General features: G+C 70.8%; 23 protein-coding genes. 11 read left to right on the top strand and 12 right to left on the bottom strand.

Annotated elements, in window-relative coordinates; genetic code table 11:
* Positions 1-45 precede the first annotated feature (45 nt).
* From uraD to OH768_RS11315, 5 genes are all read left to right on the top strand, one after another.
* Positions 46-561: a 2-oxo-4-hydroxy-4-carboxy-5-ureidoimidazoline decarboxylase gene (gene uraD / locus OH768_RS11335; RefSeq protein ID WP_406452634.1), complete on the top strand. Its 516-nt coding sequence runs from the start codon at positions 46-48 to the stop codon at positions 559-561.
* Entirely contained in the window at positions 558-965 is a 408-nt protein-coding gene (uraH, locus tag OH768_RS11330; RefSeq protein ID WP_406452632.1) for a hydroxyisourate hydrolase, read from the top strand. Before uraD ends, uraH begins: the two co-directional genes overlap by 4 nt.
* Positions 966-972: 7 nt before the next feature.
* A complete protein-coding gene (pucL, locus tag OH768_RS11325; protein ID WP_406452630.1) occupies positions 973-1,881 on the top strand; it encodes a factor-independent urate hydroxylase in 909 nt (302 codons plus the stop codon).
* A gap of 48 nt (positions 1,882-1,929) precedes the next feature.
* The gene (locus tag OH768_RS11320; RefSeq protein WP_406452628.1) at positions 1,930-3,303 is read left to right on the top strand and encodes an 8-oxoguanine deaminase; all 1,374 of its coding nucleotides are present in this window, start codon (positions 1,930-1,932) and stop codon (positions 3,301-3,303) included.
* 228 nt (positions 3,304-3,531) lie between these two features.
* Complete coding sequence (locus tag OH768_RS11315) at positions 3,532-4,902, top strand: nucleobase:cation symporter-2 family protein (protein WP_406452626.1); 1,371 nt, start codon at positions 3,532-3,534, stop codon at positions 4,900-4,902.
* On the opposite strand, the gene OH768_RS11310 is transcribed toward OH768_RS11315, so the two are convergent.
* Both OH768_RS11310 and OH768_RS11305 read right to left on the bottom strand, forming a co-directional pair.
* Positions 4,894-5,490, bottom strand: coding sequence for an exonuclease (locus OH768_RS11310; RefSeq protein ID WP_406452624.1), 597 nt, complete (start codon positions 5,488-5,490; stop codon positions 4,894-4,896). The two genes, OH768_RS11315 and OH768_RS11310, sit on opposite strands and share 9 nt — an antisense overlap.
* A 43-nt stretch (positions 5,491-5,533) precedes the next feature.
* Entirely contained in the window at positions 5,534-6,334 is an 801-nt protein-coding gene (locus OH768_RS11305) for a helix-turn-helix domain-containing protein (protein WP_406452622.1), read from the bottom strand.
* Positions 6,335-6,430: 96 nt separating this feature from the next.
* Here OH768_RS11305 and OH768_RS11300 point away from each other — a divergent pair, with 96 nt between their 5' ends.
* Positions 6,431-7,285 carry an NAD(P)H-binding protein gene (locus OH768_RS11300; RefSeq protein ID WP_406452620.1) on the top strand — a complete coding sequence of 285 codons (855 nt, stop codon included), beginning with the start codon at positions 6,431-6,433 and terminating at the stop codon, positions 7,283-7,285.
* Positions 7,286-7,305: 20 nt separating this feature from the next.
* On the opposite strand, the gene OH768_RS11295 is transcribed toward OH768_RS11300, so the two are convergent.
* Positions 7,306-8,730 (bottom strand): MFS transporter, encoded by a 1,425-nt coding sequence (locus OH768_RS11295; protein ID WP_406452618.1) that lies wholly within the window; start codon positions 8,728-8,730, stop codon positions 7,306-7,308.
* 101 nt (positions 8,731-8,831) lie between these two features.
* Here OH768_RS11295 and OH768_RS11290 point away from each other — a divergent pair, with 101 nt between their 5' ends.
* The gene (locus OH768_RS11290; protein ID WP_406452616.1) at positions 8,832-9,227 is read left to right on the top strand and encodes a winged helix-turn-helix transcriptional regulator; all 396 of its coding nucleotides are present in this window, start codon (positions 8,832-8,834) and stop codon (positions 9,225-9,227) included.
* Between the two features lie 12 nt (positions 9,228-9,239).
* Here OH768_RS11290 and OH768_RS11285 read toward each other — a convergent pair whose 3' ends face one another.
* Genes OH768_RS11285 through OH768_RS11265 form a run of 5 tightly spaced genes read right to left on the bottom strand, consistent with a single transcriptional unit; the run spans position 9,240 to position 12,779 of the window.
* Positions 9,240-9,662 (bottom strand): acyl-CoA thioesterase, encoded by a 423-nt coding sequence (locus OH768_RS11285; RefSeq protein WP_406452614.1) that lies wholly within the window; start codon positions 9,660-9,662, stop codon positions 9,240-9,242.
* Between the two features lie 55 nt (positions 9,663-9,717).
* The gene (locus tag OH768_RS11280; protein ID WP_406452612.1) at positions 9,718-10,347 is read right to left on the bottom strand and encodes a hypothetical protein; all 630 of its coding nucleotides are present in this window, start codon (positions 10,345-10,347) and stop codon (positions 9,718-9,720) included.
* Positions 10,348-10,397: 50 nt separating this feature from the next.
* Positions 10,398-10,997 (bottom strand): histidine phosphatase family protein, encoded by a 600-nt coding sequence (locus tag OH768_RS11275; RefSeq protein WP_406452610.1) that lies wholly within the window; start codon positions 10,995-10,997, stop codon positions 10,398-10,400.
* 3 nt (positions 10,998-11,000) lie between these two features.
* A complete protein-coding gene (locus OH768_RS11270; protein ID WP_406452608.1) occupies positions 11,001-11,534 on the bottom strand; it encodes a hypothetical protein in 534 nt (177 codons plus the stop codon).
* 36 nt (positions 11,535-11,570) lie between these two features.
* The gene (locus OH768_RS11265) at positions 11,571-12,779 is read right to left on the bottom strand and encodes a pyridoxal phosphate-dependent aminotransferase (protein ID WP_317887857.1); all 1,209 of its coding nucleotides are present in this window, start codon (positions 12,777-12,779) and stop codon (positions 11,571-11,573) included.
* A gap of 88 nt (positions 12,780-12,867) precedes the next feature.
* On the opposite strand from OH768_RS11265, the gene OH768_RS11260 reads away from it, so the two are divergent.
* Positions 12,868-13,497 (top strand): winged helix-turn-helix transcriptional regulator, encoded by a 630-nt coding sequence (locus tag OH768_RS11260; protein ID WP_406452605.1) that lies wholly within the window; start codon positions 12,868-12,870, stop codon positions 13,495-13,497.
* 54 nt (positions 13,498-13,551) lie between these two features.
* Here the strand turns inward: OH768_RS11260 and OH768_RS11255 are convergent, their stop codons facing one another.
* From OH768_RS11255 to OH768_RS11245, 3 genes are read right to left on the bottom strand one after another with little or no spacing between them, the layout of a single operon-like run.
* Positions 13,552-14,364: a hypothetical protein gene (locus tag OH768_RS11255; RefSeq protein WP_406452603.1), complete on the bottom strand. Its 813-nt coding sequence runs from the start codon at positions 14,362-14,364 to the stop codon at positions 13,552-13,554.
* Positions 14,364-15,629, bottom strand: a complete 1,266-nt coding sequence (locus tag OH768_RS11250; protein ID WP_406452602.1) for a VWA domain-containing protein — start codon at positions 15,627-15,629, stop codon at positions 14,364-14,366. Before OH768_RS11250 ends, OH768_RS11255 begins: the two co-directional genes overlap by 1 nt.
* Positions 15,630-15,638: 9 nt before the next feature.
* Positions 15,639-17,153 carry an IucA/IucC family protein gene (locus OH768_RS11245; RefSeq protein WP_406452600.1) on the bottom strand — a complete coding sequence of 505 codons (1,515 nt, stop codon included), beginning with the start codon at positions 17,151-17,153 and terminating at the stop codon, positions 15,639-15,641.
* Between the two features lie 91 nt (positions 17,154-17,244).
* Between OH768_RS11245 and OH768_RS11240 the strand changes: the two genes are divergently transcribed.
* From OH768_RS11240 to OH768_RS11230, 3 genes are read left to right on the top strand one after another with little or no spacing between them, the layout of a single operon-like run.
* Positions 17,245-18,747, top strand: coding sequence for an IucA/IucC family protein (locus OH768_RS11240; RefSeq protein WP_406452598.1), 1,503 nt, complete (start codon positions 17,245-17,247; stop codon positions 18,745-18,747).
* Positions 18,748-18,770: 23 nt separating this feature from the next.
* Positions 18,771-19,685 carry a HipA family kinase gene (locus OH768_RS11235; RefSeq protein ID WP_406452596.1) on the top strand — a complete coding sequence of 305 codons (915 nt, stop codon included), beginning with the start codon at positions 18,771-18,773 and terminating at the stop codon, positions 19,683-19,685.
* Positions 19,686-19,701: 16 nt separating this feature from the next.
* Entirely contained in the window at positions 19,702-19,971 is a 270-nt protein-coding gene (locus tag OH768_RS11230) for a SelT/SelW/SelH family protein (protein ID WP_317774292.1), read from the top strand.
* A gap of 15 nt (positions 19,972-19,986) precedes the next feature.
* On the opposite strand, the gene aceB is transcribed toward OH768_RS11230, so the two are convergent.
* Positions 19,987-21,609 (bottom strand): malate synthase A, encoded by a 1,623-nt coding sequence (aceB, locus tag OH768_RS11225; protein ID WP_406452593.1) that lies wholly within the window; start codon positions 21,607-21,609, stop codon positions 19,987-19,989.
* Positions 21,610-21,724 lie beyond the last annotated feature (115 nt).

Here is a 21,724-nt window from a genome sequence, read left to right as displayed (position 1 = left end):
GTTAGCTACTGCCAGCCCGTTCAGCACAAGGCCACGGAGGCTCCCGTGACGTCGACATCCACGCCGCCGGGCCTCGCCCGGTTCAACGCCCTGGAGGAGCACGCGGCCTTCGCCGTCCTCCTGGAGGCGTGCGCATCCCCGGCGTGGACCCGGCGACTGCTCGCCGGCCGCCCGTACGCCGGACCCGAGGACCTCTACGCCGAGAGCGACGCGGCGATGGCGGACCTCACCGCCGAGGACCTCGGCGAGGCGATGGCCGGCCACCCGCCGATCGGTCGCCCCAAGCCCGGCGACCCCACCTCCGCCCGCGAACAGCGCGGCATGGCGGGCGCCTCCGAGGAGCTCAAGGCGGAGATGCTCGAACTCAACCTGGCGTACCAGGAGAGGTTCGGCCATGTCTTCCTGATCTGCGCCACCGGCCGCACCGGCGAGCAGATGTGCGACGCGGTCAAGGAACGGATCGGCAACTCGCCGGAGCGGGAACGCGAGATCGTCCGCACCGAGTTGGGGAAGATCAACCGCATCAGGCTGGCCAAGCTCGTAGAGGAAGAAGCGGCATGAGCAGCAGTACCACCGCCTCGGTGTCCACGCACATCCTGGACACCAGCATCGGCCGCCCCGCCGTCGGCGTCGCCGTCCAACTCGCCGCCCGCAGCGGCGCGTTGGCGGACTGGCAGGCGCTCGGCGGTTCCGCGACCGACGCGGACGGGCGGTGCAAGGACCTCCCGGCACTGCCGCCGGGCACCACACACGTACGGCTCGACTTCGCGGTGGAGCCGTACTTCTCGCAGCAGGACAACAAGCAAGCCGATGCGCAGCAGGACGCCCCCGCGAATCGGGACAGCGGTGCGGGCGGAGTGTTCTTCCCGGAAGTGGCGATCACCTTCGCCGTGAACCCCGGCGAGCACTACCACGTACCGCTGCTGCTCAACCCGTTCGGCTACTCCGTATACCGAGGGAGCTAGCAGACACATGGCAGACAATTCCCGCCCCACGCGCCCTGTGATCCTGGGACAGAACCAGTACGGCAAGGCCGAGAACCGAGTCGTCAAGATCACGCGGGACGGCGCCACCCACCACATCAAGGACCTCAACGTGTCCGTGTCGCTGAGCGGCGACATGGACGAGGTCCACTACTCCGGCTCGAACGCCAACGTGCTGCCGACCGACACCACCAAGAACACGGTGTACGCGTTCGCCAAGGAGCACGGCATCGAGTCCGCCGAGCAGTTCGGCATCCACCTCGCCCGGCACTTCGTGACCAGCCAGGAGCCGATCAAGACCGCGCGCATCCGCATCGAGGAGTACGCCTGGGAGCGTACGACGGGAGGCCACTCCTTCGTCCGCAAGGGCCAGGAGACCCGGCTCACCCAGATCACGTACGACGGCAGGAGCTGGGAAGTCGTCTCCGGGCTCAAGGACTTGACGGTGCTCAACTCGACGGACTCCGAGTTCTGGGGCTACGTCAAGGACAAGTACACGACCCTCCCCGAGGCCTACGACCGCATCCTGGCGACCGAGGTGTCCGGGCGCTGGCGCTTCAACTGGTGCGACGACGCGCAGGAGATGCCCGACTGGGAGACCTCCTACGAGCGGACCAAGCAGCACATGCTCCAGGCCTTCGCCGAGACGTACTCGCTGTCGCTGCAGCAGACCCTGTACCAGATGGGTTCGCGGATCATCGACAACCGCGACGAGATAGACGAGGTCCGCTTCTCCCTCCCCAACAAGCACCATTTCCTTGTGGACTTGGCGCCGTTCGGGCTGAAGAACGACAACGAGGTGTACTTCGCCGCCGACCGGCCCTACGGCCTGATCGAGGCGACCGTCCTGCGGGACGGCTGCGAGCCGAGGATCCCGGTGGATCTCACCAACCTCTGACGCGAACTCGGCCCAGAAACAAGGAAGTTGAGACGAACGATGGTAACGATGGTTCAGCGTGTCGTCATCGAGAACTGTGCGATCGCGACGGTGGACGCCGCCGACACCGAGTACGCGACCGGGTATGTCGTCATCGCCGGCAACCGCATCGAGTCGCTCGGCGCGGGCAGGGCGCCCGAGGGGCTCGCCGATGTGGTCCGGCGCATCGACGCGAGCGGTCACCTGGTGACCCCCGGCCTGGTCAACACCCACCACCACTTCTACCAGTGGATCACCCGGGGCCTGGCCACCGACCACAACCTCTTCAACTGGCTCGTCGCGCTGTACCCGACCTGGGCGCGCATCGACGAGCCGATGGTCCGCGCCGCCGCGCAGGGCTCGCTCGCGATGATGGCGCGCGGCGGGGTGACCACCGCGATGGACCACCACTACGTCTTCCCGAAGGGCTCCGGAGACCTCTCCGGCGCCATCATCGGCGCCGCCCGCGAGATGGGCGTCCGCTTCACGCTGGCCCGCGGCTCGATGGACCGCAGCGAGAAGGACGGCGGACTGCCGCCCGACTTCGCCGTGGAGACCCTGGAGGGCGCGCTCGCCGCGACCGAGGCGACGGTACGAGAGCATCACGACGCCTCCTTCGACGCGATGACCCAGGTCGCCGTGGCCCCCTGCTCACCGTTCTCCGTCTCGACCGAACTGCTCGGGCAGGGCGCCGAGTTGGCCCGCATGCTCGGTGTACGGCTGCACACGCACGGCTCGGAGACGGTCGAGGAGGAGCAGTTCTGCAAGGAGCTGTTCGGTATGGGCCCGACCGACTACTTCGAGTCCACCGGCTGGCTCGGTGAGGATGTGTGGATGGCGCACTGCGTCCACATGAACGACTCCGACATCGCCGCCTTCGCCCGCACGAAGACCGGTGTCGCCCACTGCCCCTCGTCCAACGCCCGGCTCGCGGCCGGTATCGCCCGCGTCCCCGACATGCTCGCCGCCGGCGTCCCGGTCGGCCTCGGCGTCGACGGCACCGCCTCCAACGAGTCCGGCGAACTCCACACCGAGCTGCGCAACGCGCTCCTCATCAACCGCCTCGGCGCCCACCGCGAGGCCGCCCTCAACGCCCGCCAGGCGCTGCGCCTCGGAACCTACGGCGGCGCCCAAGTCCTGGGCCGCGCAAGCGAGATCGGCTCCCTGGAGCCGGGCAAGCTGGCCGACCTGGTGCTGTGGAACCTGGACACTCTCGCGCACGCCTCGATCGCCGACCCGGTGACCGCCCTGGTCTTCGGCGCGGCGGCCCCGGTCACCGCGTCGTTCGTGAACGGCCGTCAGATCGTCGAGTCGGGACGCCTGTTGCACGTCGACGAGGACGCCATCGCCCGCTCCACGCGGGAAGAGGCCCGGCGGCTGGCGCGGATCGCCGCGCAGGGCTGAGCGGTTGGCAGGTCGGCAGGTCGGCAGTTCGGCCGATCCAAGATCTCCGGTTGAGGGGGACGGCCCTCATCCGGTGGCCGTGGCCGGGGCGTGCAGGTACGTGCGCGCCCCGGAACGGCCCTACCCATCCCTTTTGCTGGGTTCCGTCCCCCCCGGTCCCGCACGACCGCGCACCACCTCCTGAAACCCACGTCAGAGCCGACGTGTTACCCACCCGGAGGAGCCGCTGTGACCACCCATCCTGTCGATGAAAAACTCCCCGCACTCAAGCTGGCCACCACGGGCCTGCAACACGTGGCCGCCATGTACGCGGGTGTCGTCGCCCCGCCGCTGATCGTCGGGGCGGCCGTCGGCCTCTCCGGCAGCGAACTCACCTTTCTCACCGGCGCCTGCCTCTTCACCGCGGGTCTCGCCACCTTTCTGCAGACCCTCGGGATCTGGAAGATCGGCGCCCGGCTGCCCTTCGTCAACGGCGTCACCTTCGCCGGGGTCGCCCCGATGACCGCGATCGCGGCCTCCACCAGGGACAAGTCCGACGCGCTGCCCGTCATCTTCGGCGCGGTGATCGTCGCCGGCCTGCTCGGCTTCCTCGCCGCCCCCTTCTTCAGCAGGGCGGTCCGCTTCTTCCCGCCGGTCGTCACCGGCACCGTGATCACCCTCATAGGCGTGTCCCTGCTGCCGGTCGCCTTCGGCTGGGCGCAGGGACCCGACCCCTCGGCGCACGACTACGGTTCGACGACCAACCTGGGACTCGCGGCGGCGACCCTCGTCGTCGTGCTGGTCCTCCGCCGCTTCACCCGCGGCTTCGTCAGGCAAGTCGCCGTCCTGCTCGGCCTGTTGATCGGCACGCTCCTCGCGATCCCCCTCGGAGCAACGGACTTCGGCCCGGTCACGGACGCCGATGTGATCGGCTTCCCGAGCCCCTTCCACTTCGGCGCACCGCAGTTCCAGCTCGCCGCGATCGTCTCGATGTGCGTGGTGATGGTGGTCTCGATGACCGAATCCACCGCGGACATGCTGGCGTTGGGCGAGATCGTCGAACGCCCCGCGGACGAGGCGACCATCGCGGCGGGCCTGCGCGCCGACACCCTCGGCTCGGCCATCAGCCCCCTCTTCAACGGCTTCATGTGCAGCGCCTTCGCCCAGAACATCGGCCTGGTCGCCATGACCCGCATCCGCAGCCGGTACGTCGTCGCCACCGGCGGCGGCTTCCTGGTGCTGATGGGCCTGTGCCCGATGGCCGCGTCGCTCATCGCCGTCGTACCGCGCCCGGTGCTCGGCGGCGCGGGCGTCGTCCTGTTCGGCTCGGTCGCCGCGAGCGGCATCCAGACCCTGGTCGGGGCGGGCCTGGAGAAGGGCGACAACGTCCTGGTCGTGGCGGTCTCGCTGGCCGTCGGCATCATCCCGATCACGGCACCGGACTTCTACCACGCGTTCCCGCAGACCGTCAGGATCGTCCTCGACTCGGGCATCTCCACCGGCTGCGTGGCGGCGGTGGCCCTGAACCTGGTCTTCAACCACCTCGGCCGGCGACGGAAGACACAGTCCACGCCCCGCGCCGGTCGGCAGTTCTCGTACGGCGTCGGTGAGTCACTGTGAACTCCCCGGCCACGCCATGAGGTTGGCGAACAGCTCGGCCTGCTCGATCGCGTCGTCCAGAGCATGGTGGGTGTGCCGCCGCCGGGACAGCAGTTCGCGCGGCATCGTGCCCTTGGCGGCGGCGCGCAGCGGCAGCCGGGCCTTCGTCGCGTACAGCGTCTTCATGTCGAGGCAGCCGGAGTGCCCGAAGGGGCTCGCGCCGGTGAAGCGGATCAGGTACCAGTACAGGAACATCCAGTCGTACGACGCCGGGTAGCCGCACATCACCGGCTGGGCGCCCACGGCGACTTCACGCACCCAGCCGGTGAACTCGGTGAGCGCGACGCCCGGTTCCATCCCCTCGCGCCCGAGGCGCTCCCGGTCGAGCCCGCTCACCGCCAGCGCCTCCGGCACGAACTCCTCGCCGATCGGCCGCAGTTCACGGTCGAAGGTCAGCTTCTCGGGGTCCGCCGCGGTGAACCCGTCGGCGTCCTGCGTCCCGGCCACGGCCGCGCCGAGGCTCAGCATGGAGTACGGCCCCGGGATCGGACCGTCGGCTTCGATGTCGACGGAGATGTACAGGCTGGGCTTGACGCGTCGTGCGGCCATGGGCCGGAGCATCGCAGGTGGACGGGGTGGTCCGCACCCGAATTCAGCCGTGCCGGACCGCCCGGCAGGGCATGGCCTCGGGGAGCCGGCCCGTGAAGTACGACCGGGGCGGGACACCCATCAGGGCACGGAAGTCGGACGTCATGTGGGACTGGTCGTAATAGCCGGTGACGGCGGCGAGTTCGGCCCAGGACAGTTCGGTGGCGTGGGCCACCACGGCGCGCACCCGGTTGATACGGGCGTAGTACTTGGGGGAGAGACCGACCCCCTCGGTGAACAGATTGCGCAACTGCCGCTCGCTGACGGCCAGTTCACGGGCGACGGCGGGTACCGGGCCGGGGAGGTGACCGCTACGGATCGACATCGCGTCGACGCCGGCCCGGACGAGTTCGGCGCGCGCGGAGTCCGCGACGGTGGTGAGGCGGGCGGGGACGACCTCCGTGAGTCGCGCCACGGCCGCCTCTGGCTCCAACCCGCGCAGCTCGACGGCCAGTTGGCGGGCGACCCGGCCGGGCAGCTCGCCCAGGGGCATGGCCCGGCCGACGAGATCGACCGCCGGAACGCCCAGCAACGGCCGTGTGGTGCCCGGCGTCAGCCGCAACTCCGCGCAGGCCACGAGGTGTTTGGCCGCGTGGTAGGTGGCCCGGACGCGCGGCCCGACGACGAGGACGCTGCGGCGGCCGTTCCCCTCGACGCGGACCACCAACTTCGTCGCCGCGTCCGGGAGATGGACGAACGGTTCCACCGGGAGGCGGTTCACGGTCAGATCGGCGATGCGCGCGATCCAGGGGCGCAGCTCGTCCGGCAGGGGCAACTCCCGTTCGGACACGTCGGCGTTGGTCACTCCTCCACGGTAAGCGCGCCACCGCCCCGCACCGGGCCCCCGAACGTGCCGGAATCTCCTAGAACCCAAGGCCCCTGCCCGCCCACCGTGGTGGTCATGATCCTAGTGACGGGTGCCACGGGCACCATCGGCAGTGAGGTCCTACGACAGCTCGTGGCGCGCGGCGAGAAGGTGCGCGCCCTCACCCGGGACCCCGAGAAGGCCCGGATTCCCTCGGGGGTGGAGCCGGTGCGGGGCGGTCCCGCCGACCGGGCCTCCGTGGACGCGGCGCTGACCGGCGCCCAAGTCGCCTTTCTGGTGGGCGTGTTCGGACCCGACGACGCGGAGCACGACCGGGGCCTGGTCGAGGCCGCGCGGGCGGCGGGCGTGCGCCGGATCGTGAAGCTCTCCGGCATCGGCACCGGCGACCCCGCCGTCGGACCGGTCGGCAGCTGGCACGTTGCCGGTGAACAGGCCGTGTGGGACAGCGGGTTGGAGTGGACGATCCTGCGCCCCTCCGCCTTCGCCTCGAACACACTCGGCTGGGCGGCATCCGTGCGGGCGGGCAGTCCGCTGCCGAACACGAGCGGCGCCGGCGGCCAGGGGGTCGTCGATCCGCGTGACGTGGCCGAGGTGGCGGTGGCCGCGCTGCTCGACGCGGGCCACTCGGGGCGGACGTACACGCTGACCGGACCCGAGGTGCTGAGCATGCCGGGCCAGGCCGCCGTACTGGCCGAGGTCCTCGGGCGCCCCGTGGAGGTGCGCGACCTGTCCTCGGTCGAGGCGCGTGAGTATCTGCTCGGTCTCGGCTACAGCGACACGTTCATCGACGCCTCCGAGATCAGCAGGGAGTTCGTCCGGAACGGCGGCAACGAGGTCGTCACCGAGGAGGTGCGGGAGGTTCTGGGCCGCCCGCCGCGCACCTACCGGGAGTGGGCCCAGGACCACAGGTCGGCGTTCGGGGAGGGGTGACTCGAGCGGCTGCGGGGGCGTCAGTCCCGCCCCCGCAGCACCCCCGCCGCCAGGGCCAGCGCCGCCGTCGTGATCAACGCCGCGACCCGGAACGCCAGTTGGTACCCCGCCGCGGTCGCCGGGATCAACTCCGTGCCCCGGGCCACCAGTCCGTCGGTCCGTCCCGCCGCCAGCGTCGACAGCACCGCGAGGCCCAGTGAACCGCCCACCACCTGCGTGGTGTTGAAGAGCCCGGAGGCCAGCCCCGCGTCCTCCTCCCGCGCTCCCGACATCGCGAGCCCGGTCAGCGCGGGCATCGCCGCGGCGAAACCGATGGCCAGCAGGAGCAGCGGCGGCAGGACGTCCGTGACGTACGAGCCGTCGGCCGGGGCGCGACTCAGCAGGCCCATGCCCGCGACGATCAGGACCAGCCCGGCCAGCAGCACCCGGTAGGCGCCGAAGCGGCCGATGGTCCGTGCGGACAGGCCCAGCATCAGTACGCCGATCACGACCGGTGCCGGCAGGAACGCCGTGCCGGTGAGCAACTCGCTGAAGCCCAGGACGCGTTGGACGTACAGCGCGCCGATGAACTGGAAGCCGAACATGGTGCCGATCATCAGGATCTGCACGGCGTTCGCCCCGGTCAGCAGCCGGGAGCGGAACAGCCGCAGACGCAGCAGCGGGCGGGCGGCCCTGGCCTGGCGGACGGTGAACGCCACGAACAGGGCCAGGGCGAGAGCGGCCAGCAGCAGGGTCGCGGTGAGGGAGCGGTCGCCGGTGCCGACGATGACGTACACCGTGAGCATCAGCGCTCCGGTGACCAGCGCGGCGCCCGGGTAGTCGGCGCCCCGGCCGAGTCCGGCGCCCTGCTCCGGGGCCAGGACGCGGACGGCCGCGAGCCAGGCCACGATCCCGATCGGCAGGTTGATGAGGAAGATCCAGTGCCAGTTCAGGGCCTGGGTGAGTGCCCCGCCGAGGAAGGTGCCGAGGGCTCCGCCGCCGGCGCCGACCGCGCTGAACACCGCGATGGCGCGGGCCAGTTCACGCGGCTCGGGGAAGAGCGCGAAGAGCATTCCGAGGACGACCGCCGAGGCCATCGCCCCGCCGACGCCCTGCACGGCCCGGGCCGCGATCAGCATGCCCTGGCTCGTCGCGAGCCCGCACAGCACGGAGGCCGCGGTGAACACGGCGAGCCCCGCCGTGAACATCCGCTTGCGGCCCACCAGATCGCCCAGCCGGCCGACGAGGAGCAGCAGTCCTCCGAACGGGATCAGATAGGCGTTCACGACCCAGGCGAGCCCCGGCCCCGAGAACCCGAGGTCGCGCTGGATCGCCGGCATGGCGACCGTCACGATGTTGCCGTCCAGGATCGTCATCAGGGTCCCCGCGCACAGGACGACGAGGGACGCCCAGCGGGAGTACGTTCGTTCCAGCCCTCGCGGCGGTGCCTCGGACAGCGTCGACATGGCTCGTGGCCTCCATGGTTCTCCGGTGCGCCCATAGGTGCACGACTTGTAACGGGGAACATCGTGAGGAACCATGGAGGCCGGCAGAAGGAGGCACTTCGATGTCCCAGGGGAACACCGGTGTTACCGCCCAGGTCGTGAACGCGCACGCCTGCCCGGTGCGCGAAGTTCTTGACAGGGTCGCGGGCAAATGGAGCGTGCAGATCCTGGTCGCGGCGGCCCACGGCCCCATCCGCTTCACCGAGTTGGAGCGCAGCATCGAGGGCATCAGCCGCCGCATGCTGACCCTGACGCTGCGCAACCTGGAGCGCGACGGACTCGTCATCCGCACCGTCTTCCCGACCGTGCCACCCAAGGTCGAGTACCAACTCACCCCGGTGGCCCAGGAGTTGCACGAGACACTGCAACGGCTGACGGACTGGGCCGAGCGCAACCGCGTCCACATCGCCGAGTCGCGCGCGGCCTACGACACCGAGCACGGTCCGGAGCGAGGGTGACGGCGCTCCGGCTCAGAGCCCGAACAGACCCGGGTCCGTGGTCAACTGCTTGAAGTACTCCCGTGGCTGTGCGGCCAGTCGGCGTTCCTTGAGGTCCAGCAGCCCGCCGACCGACGCGACCTCCGCGGAGACCGTGCCGTCGGCCTTCGTGATCGTCTGGGTGACCCGGAACGTCTTGCCCTCACCCCACTCGAAGACACAGCTCACCTCGACGTCCTCGCCCGCGCGCAGCTCCCGCAGATAGCGGATGGTCGTCTCCAGCACGACCGGCGCGATCCCCTCGGCGAGCAACTCGGCCTGACCCACCCCCGCGGCCTGCAACAGCGCCCAGCGGGCATGCTCCGCGTACTGCAGATACACGCTCTGATTGAGGTGCCCCAGGCTGTCGGTCTCGTATCCGCGGACGGTCACCGGGACGGAAAACGGCTCGCTCACTGCGTTCCCTTCTCGCACTGACGGACGATCTGCCCCACCGATCTTGGCACGCCCCTCAGCTTCTTCGCGGTGAGGCCAGCAGATAACTCGCCCCCGTACGCGGCTCGTTGTGCTTGCTCACCTGCCAGCCCGCCCGCTCCAGCGTCCCCGCACAGGCGCGCAGCGCCGCTCCGTCCGGGTCGCGCACGGCGACGGCCTCGGGCTGCGGGGTCGCCCGCACCCGGTAGCCCTCCGTGCCGTCCTGCCCGGCCGGCCGGTGCCCGGCCGCCTCCAGGGCCAGCGCGGCGGCCTGCACCAGATGCGAACGCTCCCAGCCGCACGGCCGGTCCACGGAACCGTCCACGTTCGTCATCCGGCGCAGCTCCAGCAGTCCCTGCCAGGCGCTGTGCACCTCACGGGTGCGGGCCGGACCGGTGTCCGGCGCGTCCTCGCCGCCGATCCGGGCGGCGAAGACCCCGGTGGTCGCGGGCGCCTCCACGACGGGCTCGGCGACCTCCGGGGCGGACTCCCGTATGCGATGCCCGGCCGGCGTCAGAAAGTGGTCGTGCGGCGGTCGCGGATGCCGGAACGCGAGCCCCCGCTTCACCAGCGCGGCGAGCTGCGCCTCCGTACCCCGCAGCCGTCCGGTGACGGGATCGGCGGCGTCGATGACACGCCGCTGCGCGGCGGTCGGCGGTCGTGTCACGGCGTGCTCCTCCCCGCCGCGTCGACAGGTGTCCGCGGCTCATTCGAAGGCTACGACGGGGGTCTGACATTCCAGGCGGCGATGACCGGCCGCCCGTGCTCCGTGCCCAGCCGGCACAGCGTCCCGGTCGCCAGCTGGAACAGCGCCCCGTTCGGCGGCGGCAGCCCGAGCCGCCGCGCGGTGAGGACCCGCAGGAAATGGCCGTGCGCCACCAGCACCACCACGCCCTCGGTGTTGGCGAGCGCCGCGTCGACCTTGGCCAGCACGCGGTCGGCGCGCTGCCCCACCTGCTCCGGGGTCTCCCCGGGATGGTCGGGCGGCCCGGGCGCGACGCCGTCGGTGAACAGGAACCAGTCCGGCCGGGTGCGCTGGATCTCGACGGTCGTGATCCCCTCGTACCCGCCGTAGTCCCACTCCCGCAGATCCGTGTCGATCCGTACGTCCGTCAGACCGATCAGCTCGGCGGTCTCCCGCGCCCGCTGCAACGGGCTGACGAACGCGGCGCCGATCCGGTGCGAACGGATCAGCGGGACCAGCCCGCGCGCCTCTTCCCGCCCCTTCGCGGTCAGCGGGACATCGGTCCAGCCGGTGTGCCGCCCCGACCGGGACCATTCGGTCTCTCCATGCCGTACCAGGAAAAGATCACCCATACCTCACAGGCTATGGGCCCACTGCTCCAACGTCGCGAAATCGGTCTCGCGCAGACCCCTGCGCGGCTCCACCTTGAGGAGGAGCGCGGACCCGTCATGGTGTGCCTCGACATGCCGTACGTCCAGGTCGGTGATCAGGTCGTCGACCCAGGCGAAGGGGCGGCCGGCCGCCCAGGTCACGATCTGGCGGGTCTTCCAGTAGAGGCCGTCCGGGTCCTTGGTGAACAGTTGGACGAACTCGATCACCGGCAGGTCGCCGGGGAGCCCGACCGCCGGCGCGATCAGCTCGTTGGCCTGGTGCTTCCAGGTGGTGGCCCAGGCGGGCTCGTACGGCAGGGCCAGTATTCGCGCGCCGTGCCACGGGTGCAGGCGCACCTGCAGCCCGCGCCGCAGCCGTCGGGAGTCCGGCTGCTGCTGGGCCGACCAGTTCGCCGGCCACAGCCGGTGGGTGACATAGCCGCGGTGGCGCAGGAACCGGGCGCCGTACGGGTTGAGGGGGCCGTCGACATCGAGGAGGAGTAAGGGGCGGTCCGTCATGCGGAGGAGCTACCCAGGGCGGTGCGAAGGTATCTGCTACTGCCGGTACCCGCCGAGGAACCGCCCGATCCGGCCGATCGCCGCCTCCAGGTCGTCCGCGTACGGCAGCGTCAGGATGCGGAAGTGGTCGGGGGTGGGCCAGTTGAAGCCGGTGCCCTGGACCACCTGGATCTTCTCCCGGAGCAGCAGGTCCAGGACGAACTTCTCGTCGTCGTGGATCTTGTGCACCTTGGGGTCGAGCCGGGGGAACGCGTACAGCGCGCCCTTCGGCTTGACGCACGAGACCCCCGGGATCTCGTTGAGCTTCTCCCACACCACGTTGCGCTGTTCGTGCAGCCGCCCGCCCGGGACGGTCAGGTCGCGGATGGACTGACGGCCGCCCAGCGCGGCCTGGATGGCGTACTGCGCGGGCGCGTTGGGGCACAGCCGCATGGAGGCCAGCATCGTCAGGCCCTCCAGGTAGTTCTTCGCGTGCTGCTTCGGACCCGTCACCACCAGCCAGCCCGAGCGGAAGCCGGCCACCCGGTACGTCTTCGACAGGCCGCAGAAGGTGAGGACCACCAGGTCGGGGGCGAGCGCGGCGGCCGAGTGGTGCACGGCGTCGTCGTAGAGGATCTGGTCGTAGATCTCGTCGGCGAAGACCATCAGGCCGTGCCGGCGCGCGAGGTCGAGGATGCCCTCGACGATCTCCTTGGGGTAGACCGCGCCGGTGGGGTTGTTCGGGTTGATGATGACGACGGCCTTGGTGCGGTCGGTGATCTTCGCCGCCATGTCGTCCAGGTCCGGGTACCAGTCGGCCTGTTCGTCGCAGAGGTAGTGGACCGCCTTGCCGCCGGAGAGGGTCGTCACCGCCGTCCAGAGCGGGAAGTCCGGGGCGGGGATGAGGATTTCGTCGCCGTCCTCCAGGAGTGCCTGTACGGCCATGGAGACCAGCTCGGAGACGCCGTTGCCCAGGAACACGTCGTCCACGTCGACTTCGAGACCCAGGGTCTGGTAGCGCTGGGCGACCGCGCGGCGGGCGGAGAGGATGCCCCGGGAGTCCGTGTAACCGTGCGCCTGGGGGAGCATCCGGATCATGTCCTGGATGATCTCCTCGGGCGCCTCGAAGCCGAAGAGCGCCGGGTTGCCGGTGTTCAGGCGCAGGACGCTGTGGCCCGCCTCCTCCAGTGCGTTGGCATGCTCGATCACCGGACCGCGGATCTCGTAACAGACCTCACTGAGCTTGCTCGACTGCCGGAACTCCATTACGCCCTCGCCCCATCGGCTTCGTGTGTTGCTTGGTTTTACCAAGTGCGAGCTTGGAAAGTCCAACAACATGTCTAGACTGCGTCGCATGTCACCTCGCCGAAGCTACGACCAGTACTGTTCCGCGGCCCGGGCCCTCGACCTCGTCGGCGACCGCTGGACCCTGCTGATCGTCCGCGAACTCCTCGCCGGCCCGCGCCGCTACACGGACCTGCACGCCGATCTGCCGGGTGTCAGCACGGACGTACTCGCCTCACGGCTGAAGGACATGGAGAGGGACGGGCTGACGACCCGTCGGCGGCTGCCGCCGCCCGGTGCCGCCTACGTCTACGAACTCACCGGACGGGGGCGGGAGTTGCTGCCCGTGCTGCAGGCCCTCGGCGCCTGGGGAGCGCCCGAACTGGGGGAGCGGCGGCCCACGGACGCGGTGCGTGCCCACTGGTTCGCGCTGCCGCTGCTGCGGGCGCTGGAGGGCGAGGGACTCGTCGAAGTCCGGCTGGAGGAGGGGGAGTTCCATGTGCATGTGGGGCTGGAGGGGGATGGCGCGGTCTACGGTGAAGGGCCCGCACCCCGGAAGCCCGACGCCCGGCTCGTGCTCGGTGTCGACACCTGTACGGCCGTCGCCCAGGGGGAGTTGAGCCTTCCCGACGCGGTGCGCGCCGGACGCGTGGAGGTGAGCGGCGAGGGCACGCTGGCGAAGGTGCTGCGGGAGGCCTGAGGCGGGGCTGTATATGACAGAAGGCCCGCCAGGGGCGGGCCTTCTGATGAGATGTCACATACCGGGCGGCGGTACGCGCCGAGGCCGTCCCGACCCGCGCGTCAGCGCGTACCCGCCGATGCCCGCGAGCGCGGCCAGCACACCGCCCACGCCGGTCCACACCCAGCGGTCGGACCACCAGCCCGACGACCAGCCGCCGTCGGGCTCGATGCTCGACAGCGCCGCCGACGTGGTCGACGAACTGTCCTCGTCCGACGTCGACTTGACCGCGATCCCCGGCGTCAGCGGCTGTGCCAGCGAGCCGTCCACCGCCGCCGAACCGCCGATGTCCTTGGAGTCCACCCGCAGTTCGGTGCTCACCGGCTGGCCCAGGTCCGAGGACTGGAGGTCCACGACCGTCAGCCGGACGTAGTACGTGCCGGGCAACGGGTCGTTGGCCCACTGCTCCGACCAGGCGCGGACCGTGCGCAGCGTGCACGCCAGGTCCAGCGAGGCGGTGCCCTGCGCGGCGGTGCGTGTCGCGGCCCCGTACTGGCAGGCCTGGCGACGCCGCAGGCCGTCGTAGACATCGAGCTGCCAGGTCTCGCCCGCGTGCGTGTCCCGGAGCTTCACCGTCGCCTTGACAGTGGGGCGTTGACCGGCGTCCGCCGCGAACGACCAGTACAGGTAGTCACCCGTGGAGCCGCTCGCGGTGGCCTGCTGACCCTGGTCGAGTTCCGTGGCCGTACGGAAGGAGGTGCCGGCCTGGGTGGGGGCCGAGCTGTCGTCGGAGGAGGGGCTCGCGGAGGGCGAGGAGTCCGCCGTCGCGGGTCCCGCGGCCAGCCCCGCCATCAGCAGGGCCATGCTCAACACACGTGTGATCCGCATCAGTTGGTCCTCCAGACCGCGAGACGCCAGCGTGACAGCCAGCCCCAGAGCAGACCCGCGACGAAGCCGGTCAGTACGAGGGCGCCGAGCAGCCACCAGCCGCGGCCGAGGCCGAAGGAGGCCACGTCGCTCGCCTTGCTGGGCGCGTCCACGACGTCGACGGTCAGTTCGAGGGGCAGACCGGGCGTGGTCTTCACCCCGGAGGCCGCCGAGAAGGAGTTGGTGACCTGGAGACACACGGTCTCGGCGGGGGCGTTGTCGTCGTCGCTCTCCGCCTTCGGGTAGCGCAGCCCGGTGGAGACGACGTCCGTACGTCCGTCGCCCGTGCCCTCGCCGCGCACTATCTCGCGGCCGTGCACGGTGACCGCCCGCAGCAACACCCCGTAGTCCGGGTTCACTTCGCGGTCGGCGCCGACGCTGACCGAAGCGCGCAGCTCCTGACCGGGGTTGACGTCCACGCGGTAGAAGCGCTGCTTGCCGAACTCCTCGCGGTCCGTGTACAGACCGGACTTGAGGTTCGGGGCGCTGCTGCACTGGGCCGTACCTTCGGTGGCGACCGGGGTCACCACCGGGTCGGCGGCACGGTCCACCAACTGGCCCACGCGGTCGGAGAGTTCCTCCTTGTGCTGCACGGACGTGTACGTGCCGCCGGTCGCGTCCGCGATGCAGCTGAGCTGGTCGCGGGTCTTGGCGTCCGGCACCAGACCCAGTGTGTCGATGGTCAGGCCGATGCCCTTGGCCGCGATCTCGCGGGCCACCTCGCACGGGTCCAGCGGCTGGCAGGTGTCCTCGCCGTCGCTGATCAGGACGATGCGGCGGGTGCCGTCACCGCCGTTCAGGTCGTCCGCCGCCTTGAGCAGCGCGGGCCCGATCGGCGTCCAGCCGGTGGGCTGGAGTGTCGCCACCGCGGTCTTGGCCTCGGTGCGGTTCAGGGTGCCCACCGGGTAGAGCTGCGCGGTGTCCTTGCAGCCCGTCTTCCGGTCGTTGCCGTGGTAGTTGGCGCCCAGGGTGCGGATGCCGAGCTGCACTTCCTCGGGTGTCGCGTCGAGCACCTCGTTGAACGCCTGCTTCGCCGCTGCCATCCGCGAGCCGCCGTCTATGTCCTTGGCGCTCATGGATCCGCTGACGTCCAGCACGAGTTCGACCTTGGGGGAGGCCGCGGAGTCCGTCTCGTCGGCGACCGCTCCGGCCGGGAAGGCGACCCCGGCCGTGAGGGTGGCGAGCAGGGCACAGATCCCCGCCGCCAGCCGTTGTCTTGTGATCATCGCCGGATCCTATTGATCAGATGGACCGGGCTCCAAAACGAGCGGGTTGGGCAGCCCCGTCCACTGGTCCCCGGGCAGCTCCGGCGAGAGCCGCATCAGCGTCAACGCCTTGGTGGGCAGCGGCTGTTGGAGAAGCGCGAGGAGGTCGGGCGTCCGCTCCAGCTTCGGTACGACGGCCGCCAGCGCCGCCCTGAGCGCCGTACCGGAACCGGCCGTGCCCGCGAGCGCGCCCGCCACCAGCGAGCCGAACAGCTTGCGGCGCAGAGTCGTTTCGTCGTCGGTGACGATCCGTCCGCTCAGCTCCGGCACCGGAATCCCGTGCCGGGCAAGGCGCTCGGGGCTCACCCGGATGTCGGCGAGATCGCGGTAGACCAGGCGTACCGGGGCACCCGTCCGGTCCAGGACCACCAGCAGGTTCTGACCGTGCGCCTCAAGAGCCACACCGGACTCCAGCAGGCGCAGACCTACGACCAGGGCGAGACGCGTGAACTCGGCCAGCCAGGCGGGCGATCGGGGCAGGCCGGTGGTCGCGAGGGCGGCCACCGGCAGCACTCGCTCGCCCTCTTCCGTGTCCGCGTACGTCTGCGGCGACTCCCGCAACACGGCCGCCAGGTCGGGGGAGTTGGCGGTGGCCGCGCCCAGTGTGCGGGTGACGTGCAACAGGCCGTCCGAGCGCGCCGCCAAGGTCTCCCCGAACGCCGACAAGGCCGCCGAAAGACCGATCGAGTAGACCGAGATGTCCCGCACCGAGGACGTCAGCCGGGCGCTCAGCGCGGTCTTGACGTGCGTTCCGCCCGCCAGGGCCAGCGTGCGCAACGACATCAGCGGATGGGCGTCCACCGGAGCGTCCCCCGCGCGCTTCAGCACATGGGCCGCCTGCCACGGGTGCACCGGGATCAACAGCCGTCCCGCGTCCCGCAGTTCGTCCGGCCACGCGCCGGTCAGCAGACACTCCTCCACCCGTACCGGCAGCGACCCCAGCGCCACCACCGGCCGGTGCTCGGGCCCGTACGCGAGCTGCTCGGCCACCGAGAACCCGGGCCGGGCACGGCAGTTGGGGTGGAAGGGATGCCCGTCGACGATCCGCTGTTCCCACTCCCAGTCGTGCGCCGGCCACTCCTCCGTGTGCGCGGGCTGGTTGGCCCGGGACAGCGCCAACGAGGCGACGCTGTGCCCGAGTTCGGCCGCGAAGGCGGTCCCGTGCGGCACGGTGAGGTCGGTCATCAGGCGCGCCGGATCGTCGTAGGCCACGCCGTCGAGGTGGACGACGGTGACGTACGCGTCGGTCGCGTACGGATCGGCGGGCGGGCCGTGCAGCGTCCGGCCGCCGGAGAGCCGTAGGACCAGGCCCGGGGTCCGGTCGACGATCCACGGCAGCGGCTCATGGGCGAGCGCCCGCCACAATCGGGTGAGGACCGCCGCACGGGCGCCGGGCAGCTCGGCCGCGTACCGTTGCAGGAGGTCGGGCCGTACGGCGGCGAGTTCCTCGGCGACCTCGGCCTCGGGAAGCGGGGGACGGTCCACGGTCGACTCCTCGGGTGCGGACGGGGCGTCAGGGTCGGTGACGACGAAAGACATACTGATCGCGATCGCAGGACACGGACTTGGGGAACGAATGGATCGCGTCGACTTCACACCTCCGGGCGCCGGCACGGCTGAGCGCGCCGACGCGTACGCGGCGGCGCCCCTGCTCAACTGTCTGCTCCGGGAGGTGGCCCGGCCACTACCGGACCCCGGGGAGCGACGGGTGTACCAGCTGCCGGCGAGCGGCCGGCTGCTGCGGGTGCGCGGCGAGCGACGGCCCGCCGAACCCGAGGTGTACGCGGACGGCGACTGGCACCGCGTCGGCCACTCCGAACTCGTGAAACTCGTCGCCGACGAGCTGCGCGGGCACACCGGAGTGTCCAACCACGAACTGCCCGCCGAGATGACGGACAGCCGTGACGCCGTCGCCGCGTTGCTCACCGCGCGAGAGAAGGCGACGGCGCCCGACGACCCGTATCTCCGCTCCGAACAGTCCTTGATCACCGGCCATCCCTACCATCCCGCGCCCAAGGCCCGCGGCGGCGGCCCCGTCGCGGGCTGGCTGCCCTACGCCCCGGAGGCGTACGCCCGCTTCCCGCTGGCGCTGCTCGGGCTGCGCGAGGACGTGGTCGTGGAGGAGGGCGACACCTCGGCCCTGGACGGGCTCGGCGAGGCCCCGCCCGGCTATCGGCTGCTGCCCGCCCACCCCTGGCAGCTCGACCTCGTCGGCGACGGACTCGCGGACGCCTTCGCGGACGGCCGGCTGATCCGGCTCGGCACGACCGCGGGCGAAGTGTGGCCGACGGCCGCGATCCGCACGGTGTACAGCCCCGTCGACGACCTGTTCCTCAAGTTCAGCCTGGACGTGCGGATCACCAACGACGTGCGCCGGCTCTGGCGCCACGACCTGCTGAAACTCCGGCGCACCGACACGGCCGTCCGGGACGCCTTCGCGGCGATGGGCGGCCCGGCCGGCTGGCTGAGCGACAGCGGCTACCGCACCGCCGCCTTCGCCTTCGAGGAACTCGCCGTCCTGGTCCGCGACGGCCTGCGCGACCACGTTCCGCCCGGCACCACCCCGCTGCTCGCCGCAGCGCTGGTGGAGGGCTTCGACGGCAATCCGCTCGACGGTACGGCGGACCCGGCGGCCTGGTGGGAGGCGTATCTGCGGCAGGTCGTACCGCCCGCGCTGGGCGCCTTCGCGGACCACGGCGTCGTACTCGAAGCGCATCTCCAGAACACGGTGGTCGCCGTCGACGCCGACGGAACGCCCGTGCGGGCGCTGTACCGGGACGCGGAGGGCGTGAAGCTGCTGCCTGACGTGGACGGGGCCGCCGGGTGGGAGCGGCTGGTGTACTGCCTGGTCGTCAACCACCTCGTGGAGGTGGCCGGGGTCCTCGCCGAGCGCCACCCGGAGCTGGACCCCTGGCCCGCCGTCCGCGCCGAACTGGCCCGCCGCGACGACCTTCCCGAGATCGCCGAGCTCCTCGCCTCACCCACCCTGCCCGGCAAGACCAATCTGCTGCTGCGCTGGACCGGCGCGGACGGCGCCGACGCCCGCTATCTGCCGGTGCCCAGCCCGCTGGCAGGGTGAGCGCCTGACATACCCTGACCGGTGTGCTGCGCGAAGTGACCGCTGTTCGATACGTGACCCCGCTGAGGTCGGGCGGCTCCGTCCCCGGAGTCGTCGAGGCCGACGACCTCGGCACCTACGTCGTGAAGTTCACCGGTTCCGCGCAGGGCCGCAAGGCACTCGTCGCCGAAGTGGTCGTAGGGGAACTCGCCCGCGCCCTGGGACTGCGTTTCCCCGAACTCGTGCTCGTGCACTTCGATCCGGAGATCGCCGACGGGGAACCGCACCAGGAGGTCCGGGACCTGCACCGCGCGAGTGCGGGTCTGAACCTCGGCATGGACTATCTGCCGGGCGCGCAGGACTTCACCCCGGAGGTCGCCGCGCGCTGCACGGTCGACCCGCTGGAGGCCGGGAGGATCGTCTGGCTCGACGCGCTGACCGTCAACGTCGACCGCACGGTCCACAGTTCGAACCTGATGATCTGGCCCACCCTCGGCATCGCGCCCCCGCGCCTGTGGCTCATCGACCACGGCGCCGCCCTCGTCTTCCACCACCGCTGGGACGGCGCCGACCCCACCAAGGCCTACGACTTCCGCCACCACGCCCTCGGCCGCTACACGCCCGACACCCGGGCCGCCGACGCGGAACTCGCCCCCCGGGTGACCGAGGAACTGCTGCGCCGGATCGTGGCCGAGGTGCCGGACGCCTGGCTGGCCGGCGAACCGGGCCTCGCGACCCCCGACACCGTCCGGGAGGCGTACGTCGACTACCTCCACGCGCGCGTGCGGGCCTCCGCGGCCTGGCTGCCCACCGACTTCCCCGGCAGGGAGGAACTCGCCGCCGAGGAGGCCCGGCGCGCGGCGAAGACACAGCAGGGCCGCCCGAGTTGGCTCAAGCGGGTCCCCGACCTGCACGGCAAGCCGGCGGCGGAACAGGATTGGTCGGTACACCTGGGATGACGGGAAGACGACGGGTATGACCCAAAGAGTTCAGATCGAGTACTGCACCCAGTGCCGTTGGCTGCCGCGCGCCGCCTGGCTGGCGCAGGAGCTGCTGACCACCTTCGAGACCGAGCTGACGGAACTGTCCCTGAAGCCCGGCACCGGCGGTGTCTTCGTCGTCCGCGTCAACGACGAGGTCGTGTGGGACCGCCGTGTGCAGGGTTTCCCCGAGCCCACGGCGGTGAAGCAGCTCGTACGTGACCGAGTGGCCCCGGACAAGTCCCTGGGCCACTCGGACAAGTGAGCGCTTCTTTGAGATTCAGCCCTTGAGCTGCTCGTACGCCGGCAGGGTCAGGAAGTCCGCGTAGTCGGCGTCGAGCGCGACCTCCAGGAGCAGGTCGTGGGCCTGCTGCCAGTGGCCCGCGGCGAAGGCGTCCGCGCCGATCTCGGCACGGATGTTCTCCAGCTCCTCGGCGGCGATCCTGCGCGCCAGCTCGGGAGTTGCCTTCTCGCCGTTCTCGAACTCGACGTCCGCGTTGATCCACTGCCAGATCTGCGAGCGCGAGATCTCGGCGGTGGCCGCGTCCTCCATCAGGTTGAAGATGGCGACCGCGCCGAGCCCGCGCAGCCACGCCTCGATGTAACGGATGCCCACCTGAACGGCGTTGACGAGCCCCGGGTACGTCGGCCTGGCGTGCAGCGAGTCGACGGCGATCAGGTCGGCGGCCTTGACGTCGACGTCCTCGCGCAGCCGGTCCTTCTGGTTCGGCCGCTCGCCGAGCACCGCGTCGAAGGAGGCCAGAGCGATCGGCACCAGGTCCGGGTGGGCCACCCACGAGCCGTCGAAACCGTCGCCCGCCTCACGGTCCTTGTCCGCCTTGACCTTCTCGAACGCGACCTTGTTGACCGCCTCGTCCCGGCGGGACGGGATGAACGCCGCCATGCCGCCGATCGCGTGCGCCCCGCGCTTGTGGCAGGTGCGGACGAGGAGTTCGGTGTACGCCCGCATGAACGGGGCTGTCATCGTCACGGCGTTGCGGTCCGGGAGGACGAACCTGGGCCCGCCGTCACGGAAGTTCTTCACGATGGAGAACAGGTAGTCCCAGCGGCCCGCGTTCAACCCCGAGGCGTGGTCGCGGAGTTCGTAGAGGATCTCCTCCATCTCGTAGGCCGCCGTGATCGTCTCGATCAGCACGGTCGCGCGGACGGTGCCCTGCGGGATGCCGACGTAGTCCTGCGCGAAGACGAACACGTCGTTCCACAGCCGCGCTTCGAGGTGCGACTCGGTCTTCGGGAGGTAGAAGTACGGGCCCTTGCCCAGGTCCAGCAGCCGCTGCGCGTTGTGGAAGAAGTACAGCCCGAAGTCCACGAAGGCGCCCGGGACCTGCTCACCGTCCACCAGGAGGTGACGCTCGTTCAGATGCCAGCCGCGGGGCCGCATGACGACGGTCGCCAGCTCGTCCTCGGCCTTCAGGGCGTACGACTTACCGGAGTTGGGGTCGGTGAAGTCGATCGCGCGGGTGTAGGCGTCGATCAGGTTGAGCTGGCCCGTGACGACGTTCTCCCACGTCGGCGCCGAGGCGTCCTCGAAGTCCGCCAGCCAGATCTTCGCACCCGAGTTGAGGGCGTTGATCGTCATCTTGCGGTCGGTGGGGCCGGTGATCTCGACCCGCCGGTCGTTCAGCGCGGCGGGGGAGGGGGCCACCTTCCAGGAGTCGTCCGCGCGGATCGCGGCGGTCTCCGGGAGGAAGTCGAGGGTGGAGGTACGGGCGATCTCCGCGCGGCGCTCGGCCCGGCGGGCGAGGAGTCCGGCCCGGCGGGGCGTGAACCGGCGGTGCAGCTCGGCCACGAAGGCGAGGGCCTCGTCGGTGAGGACCTCCTCCTGCCGGGGCAGGGGTTCGGCGTCGACGACGACCGGCGAGGACGGCGCTGGTGCGGACATGAACTGTCACTTCCTTCAGCGAGCGTGGCACTGGGTGCCAGATGACCCGGGTAGGAACGGGGAGCACCCGAGGGGCCGTCGGGCGCTTCTGAACAGTGGATACTAGTTTCCTCAT

Source organism: Streptomyces sp. NBC_01622 (assembly GCF_045209635.1).
Taxonomy (GTDB): Bacteria; Actinomycetota; Actinomycetes; order Streptomycetales; family Streptomycetaceae; genus Streptomyces.
Note: the sequence above shows the minus strand (reverse complement) of the source record. Positions and strands in the feature narration are given on the sequence as shown.

What these genes read in the sequence shown, in the direction of transcription:
- uraH (WP_406452632.1), top strand. Translation starts at nt 558, where the DNA reads ATGAGCAGCAGTACCACCGCCTCGGTGTCCACGCACATCCTGGACACC.
- pucL (WP_406452630.1), top strand. Translation starts at nt 973, where the DNA reads ATGGCAGACAATTCCCGCCCCACGCGCCCTGTGATCCTGGGACAGAAC.
- OH768_RS11320 (WP_406452628.1), top strand. Translation starts at nt 1,930, where the DNA reads ATGGTTCAGCGTGTCGTCATCGAGAACTGTGCGATCGCGACGGTGGAC.
- OH768_RS11310 (WP_406452624.1), bottom strand. Translation starts at nt 5,490, where the DNA reads ATGGCCGCACGACGCGTCAAGCCCAGCCTGTACATCTCCGTCGACATC.
- OH768_RS11300 (WP_406452620.1), top strand. Translation starts at nt 6,431, where the DNA reads ATGATCCTAGTGACGGGTGCCACGGGCACCATCGGCAGTGAGGTCCTA.
- OH768_RS11295 (WP_406452618.1), bottom strand. Translation starts at nt 8,730, where the DNA reads ATGTCGACGCTGTCCGAGGCACCGCCGCGAGGGCTGGAACGAACGTAC.
- OH768_RS11290 (WP_406452616.1), top strand. Translation starts at nt 8,832, where the DNA reads ATGTCCCAGGGGAACACCGGTGTTACCGCCCAGGTCGTGAACGCGCAC.
- OH768_RS11275 (WP_406452610.1), bottom strand. Translation starts at nt 10,997, where the DNA reads ATGGGTGATCTTTTCCTGGTACGGCATGGAGAGACCGAATGGTCCCGG.
- OH768_RS11270 (WP_406452608.1), bottom strand. Translation starts at nt 11,534, where the DNA reads ATGACGGACCGCCCCTTACTCCTCCTCGATGTCGACGGCCCCCTCAAC.
- OH768_RS11265 (WP_317887857.1), bottom strand. Translation starts at nt 12,779, where the DNA reads ATGGAGTTCCGGCAGTCGAGCAAGCTCAGTGAGGTCTGTTACGAGATC.
- OH768_RS11260 (WP_406452605.1), top strand. Translation starts at nt 12,868, where the DNA reads ATGTCACCTCGCCGAAGCTACGACCAGTACTGTTCCGCGGCCCGGGCC.
- OH768_RS11255 (WP_406452603.1), bottom strand. Translation starts at nt 14,364, where the DNA reads ATGCGGATCACACGTGTGTTGAGCATGGCCCTGCTGATGGCGGGGCTG.
- OH768_RS11250 (WP_406452602.1), bottom strand. Translation starts at nt 15,629, where the DNA reads ATGATCACAAGACAACGGCTGGCGGCGGGGATCTGTGCCCTGCTCGCC.
- OH768_RS11240 (WP_406452598.1), top strand. Translation starts at nt 17,245, where the DNA reads ATGGATCGCGTCGACTTCACACCTCCGGGCGCCGGCACGGCTGAGCGC.
- OH768_RS11230 (WP_317774292.1), top strand. Translation starts at nt 19,702, where the DNA reads ATGACCCAAAGAGTTCAGATCGAGTACTGCACCCAGTGCCGTTGGCTG.
- aceB (WP_406452593.1), bottom strand. Translation starts at nt 21,609, where the DNA reads ATGTCCGCACCAGCGCCGTCCTCGCCGGTCGTCGTCGACGCCGAACCC.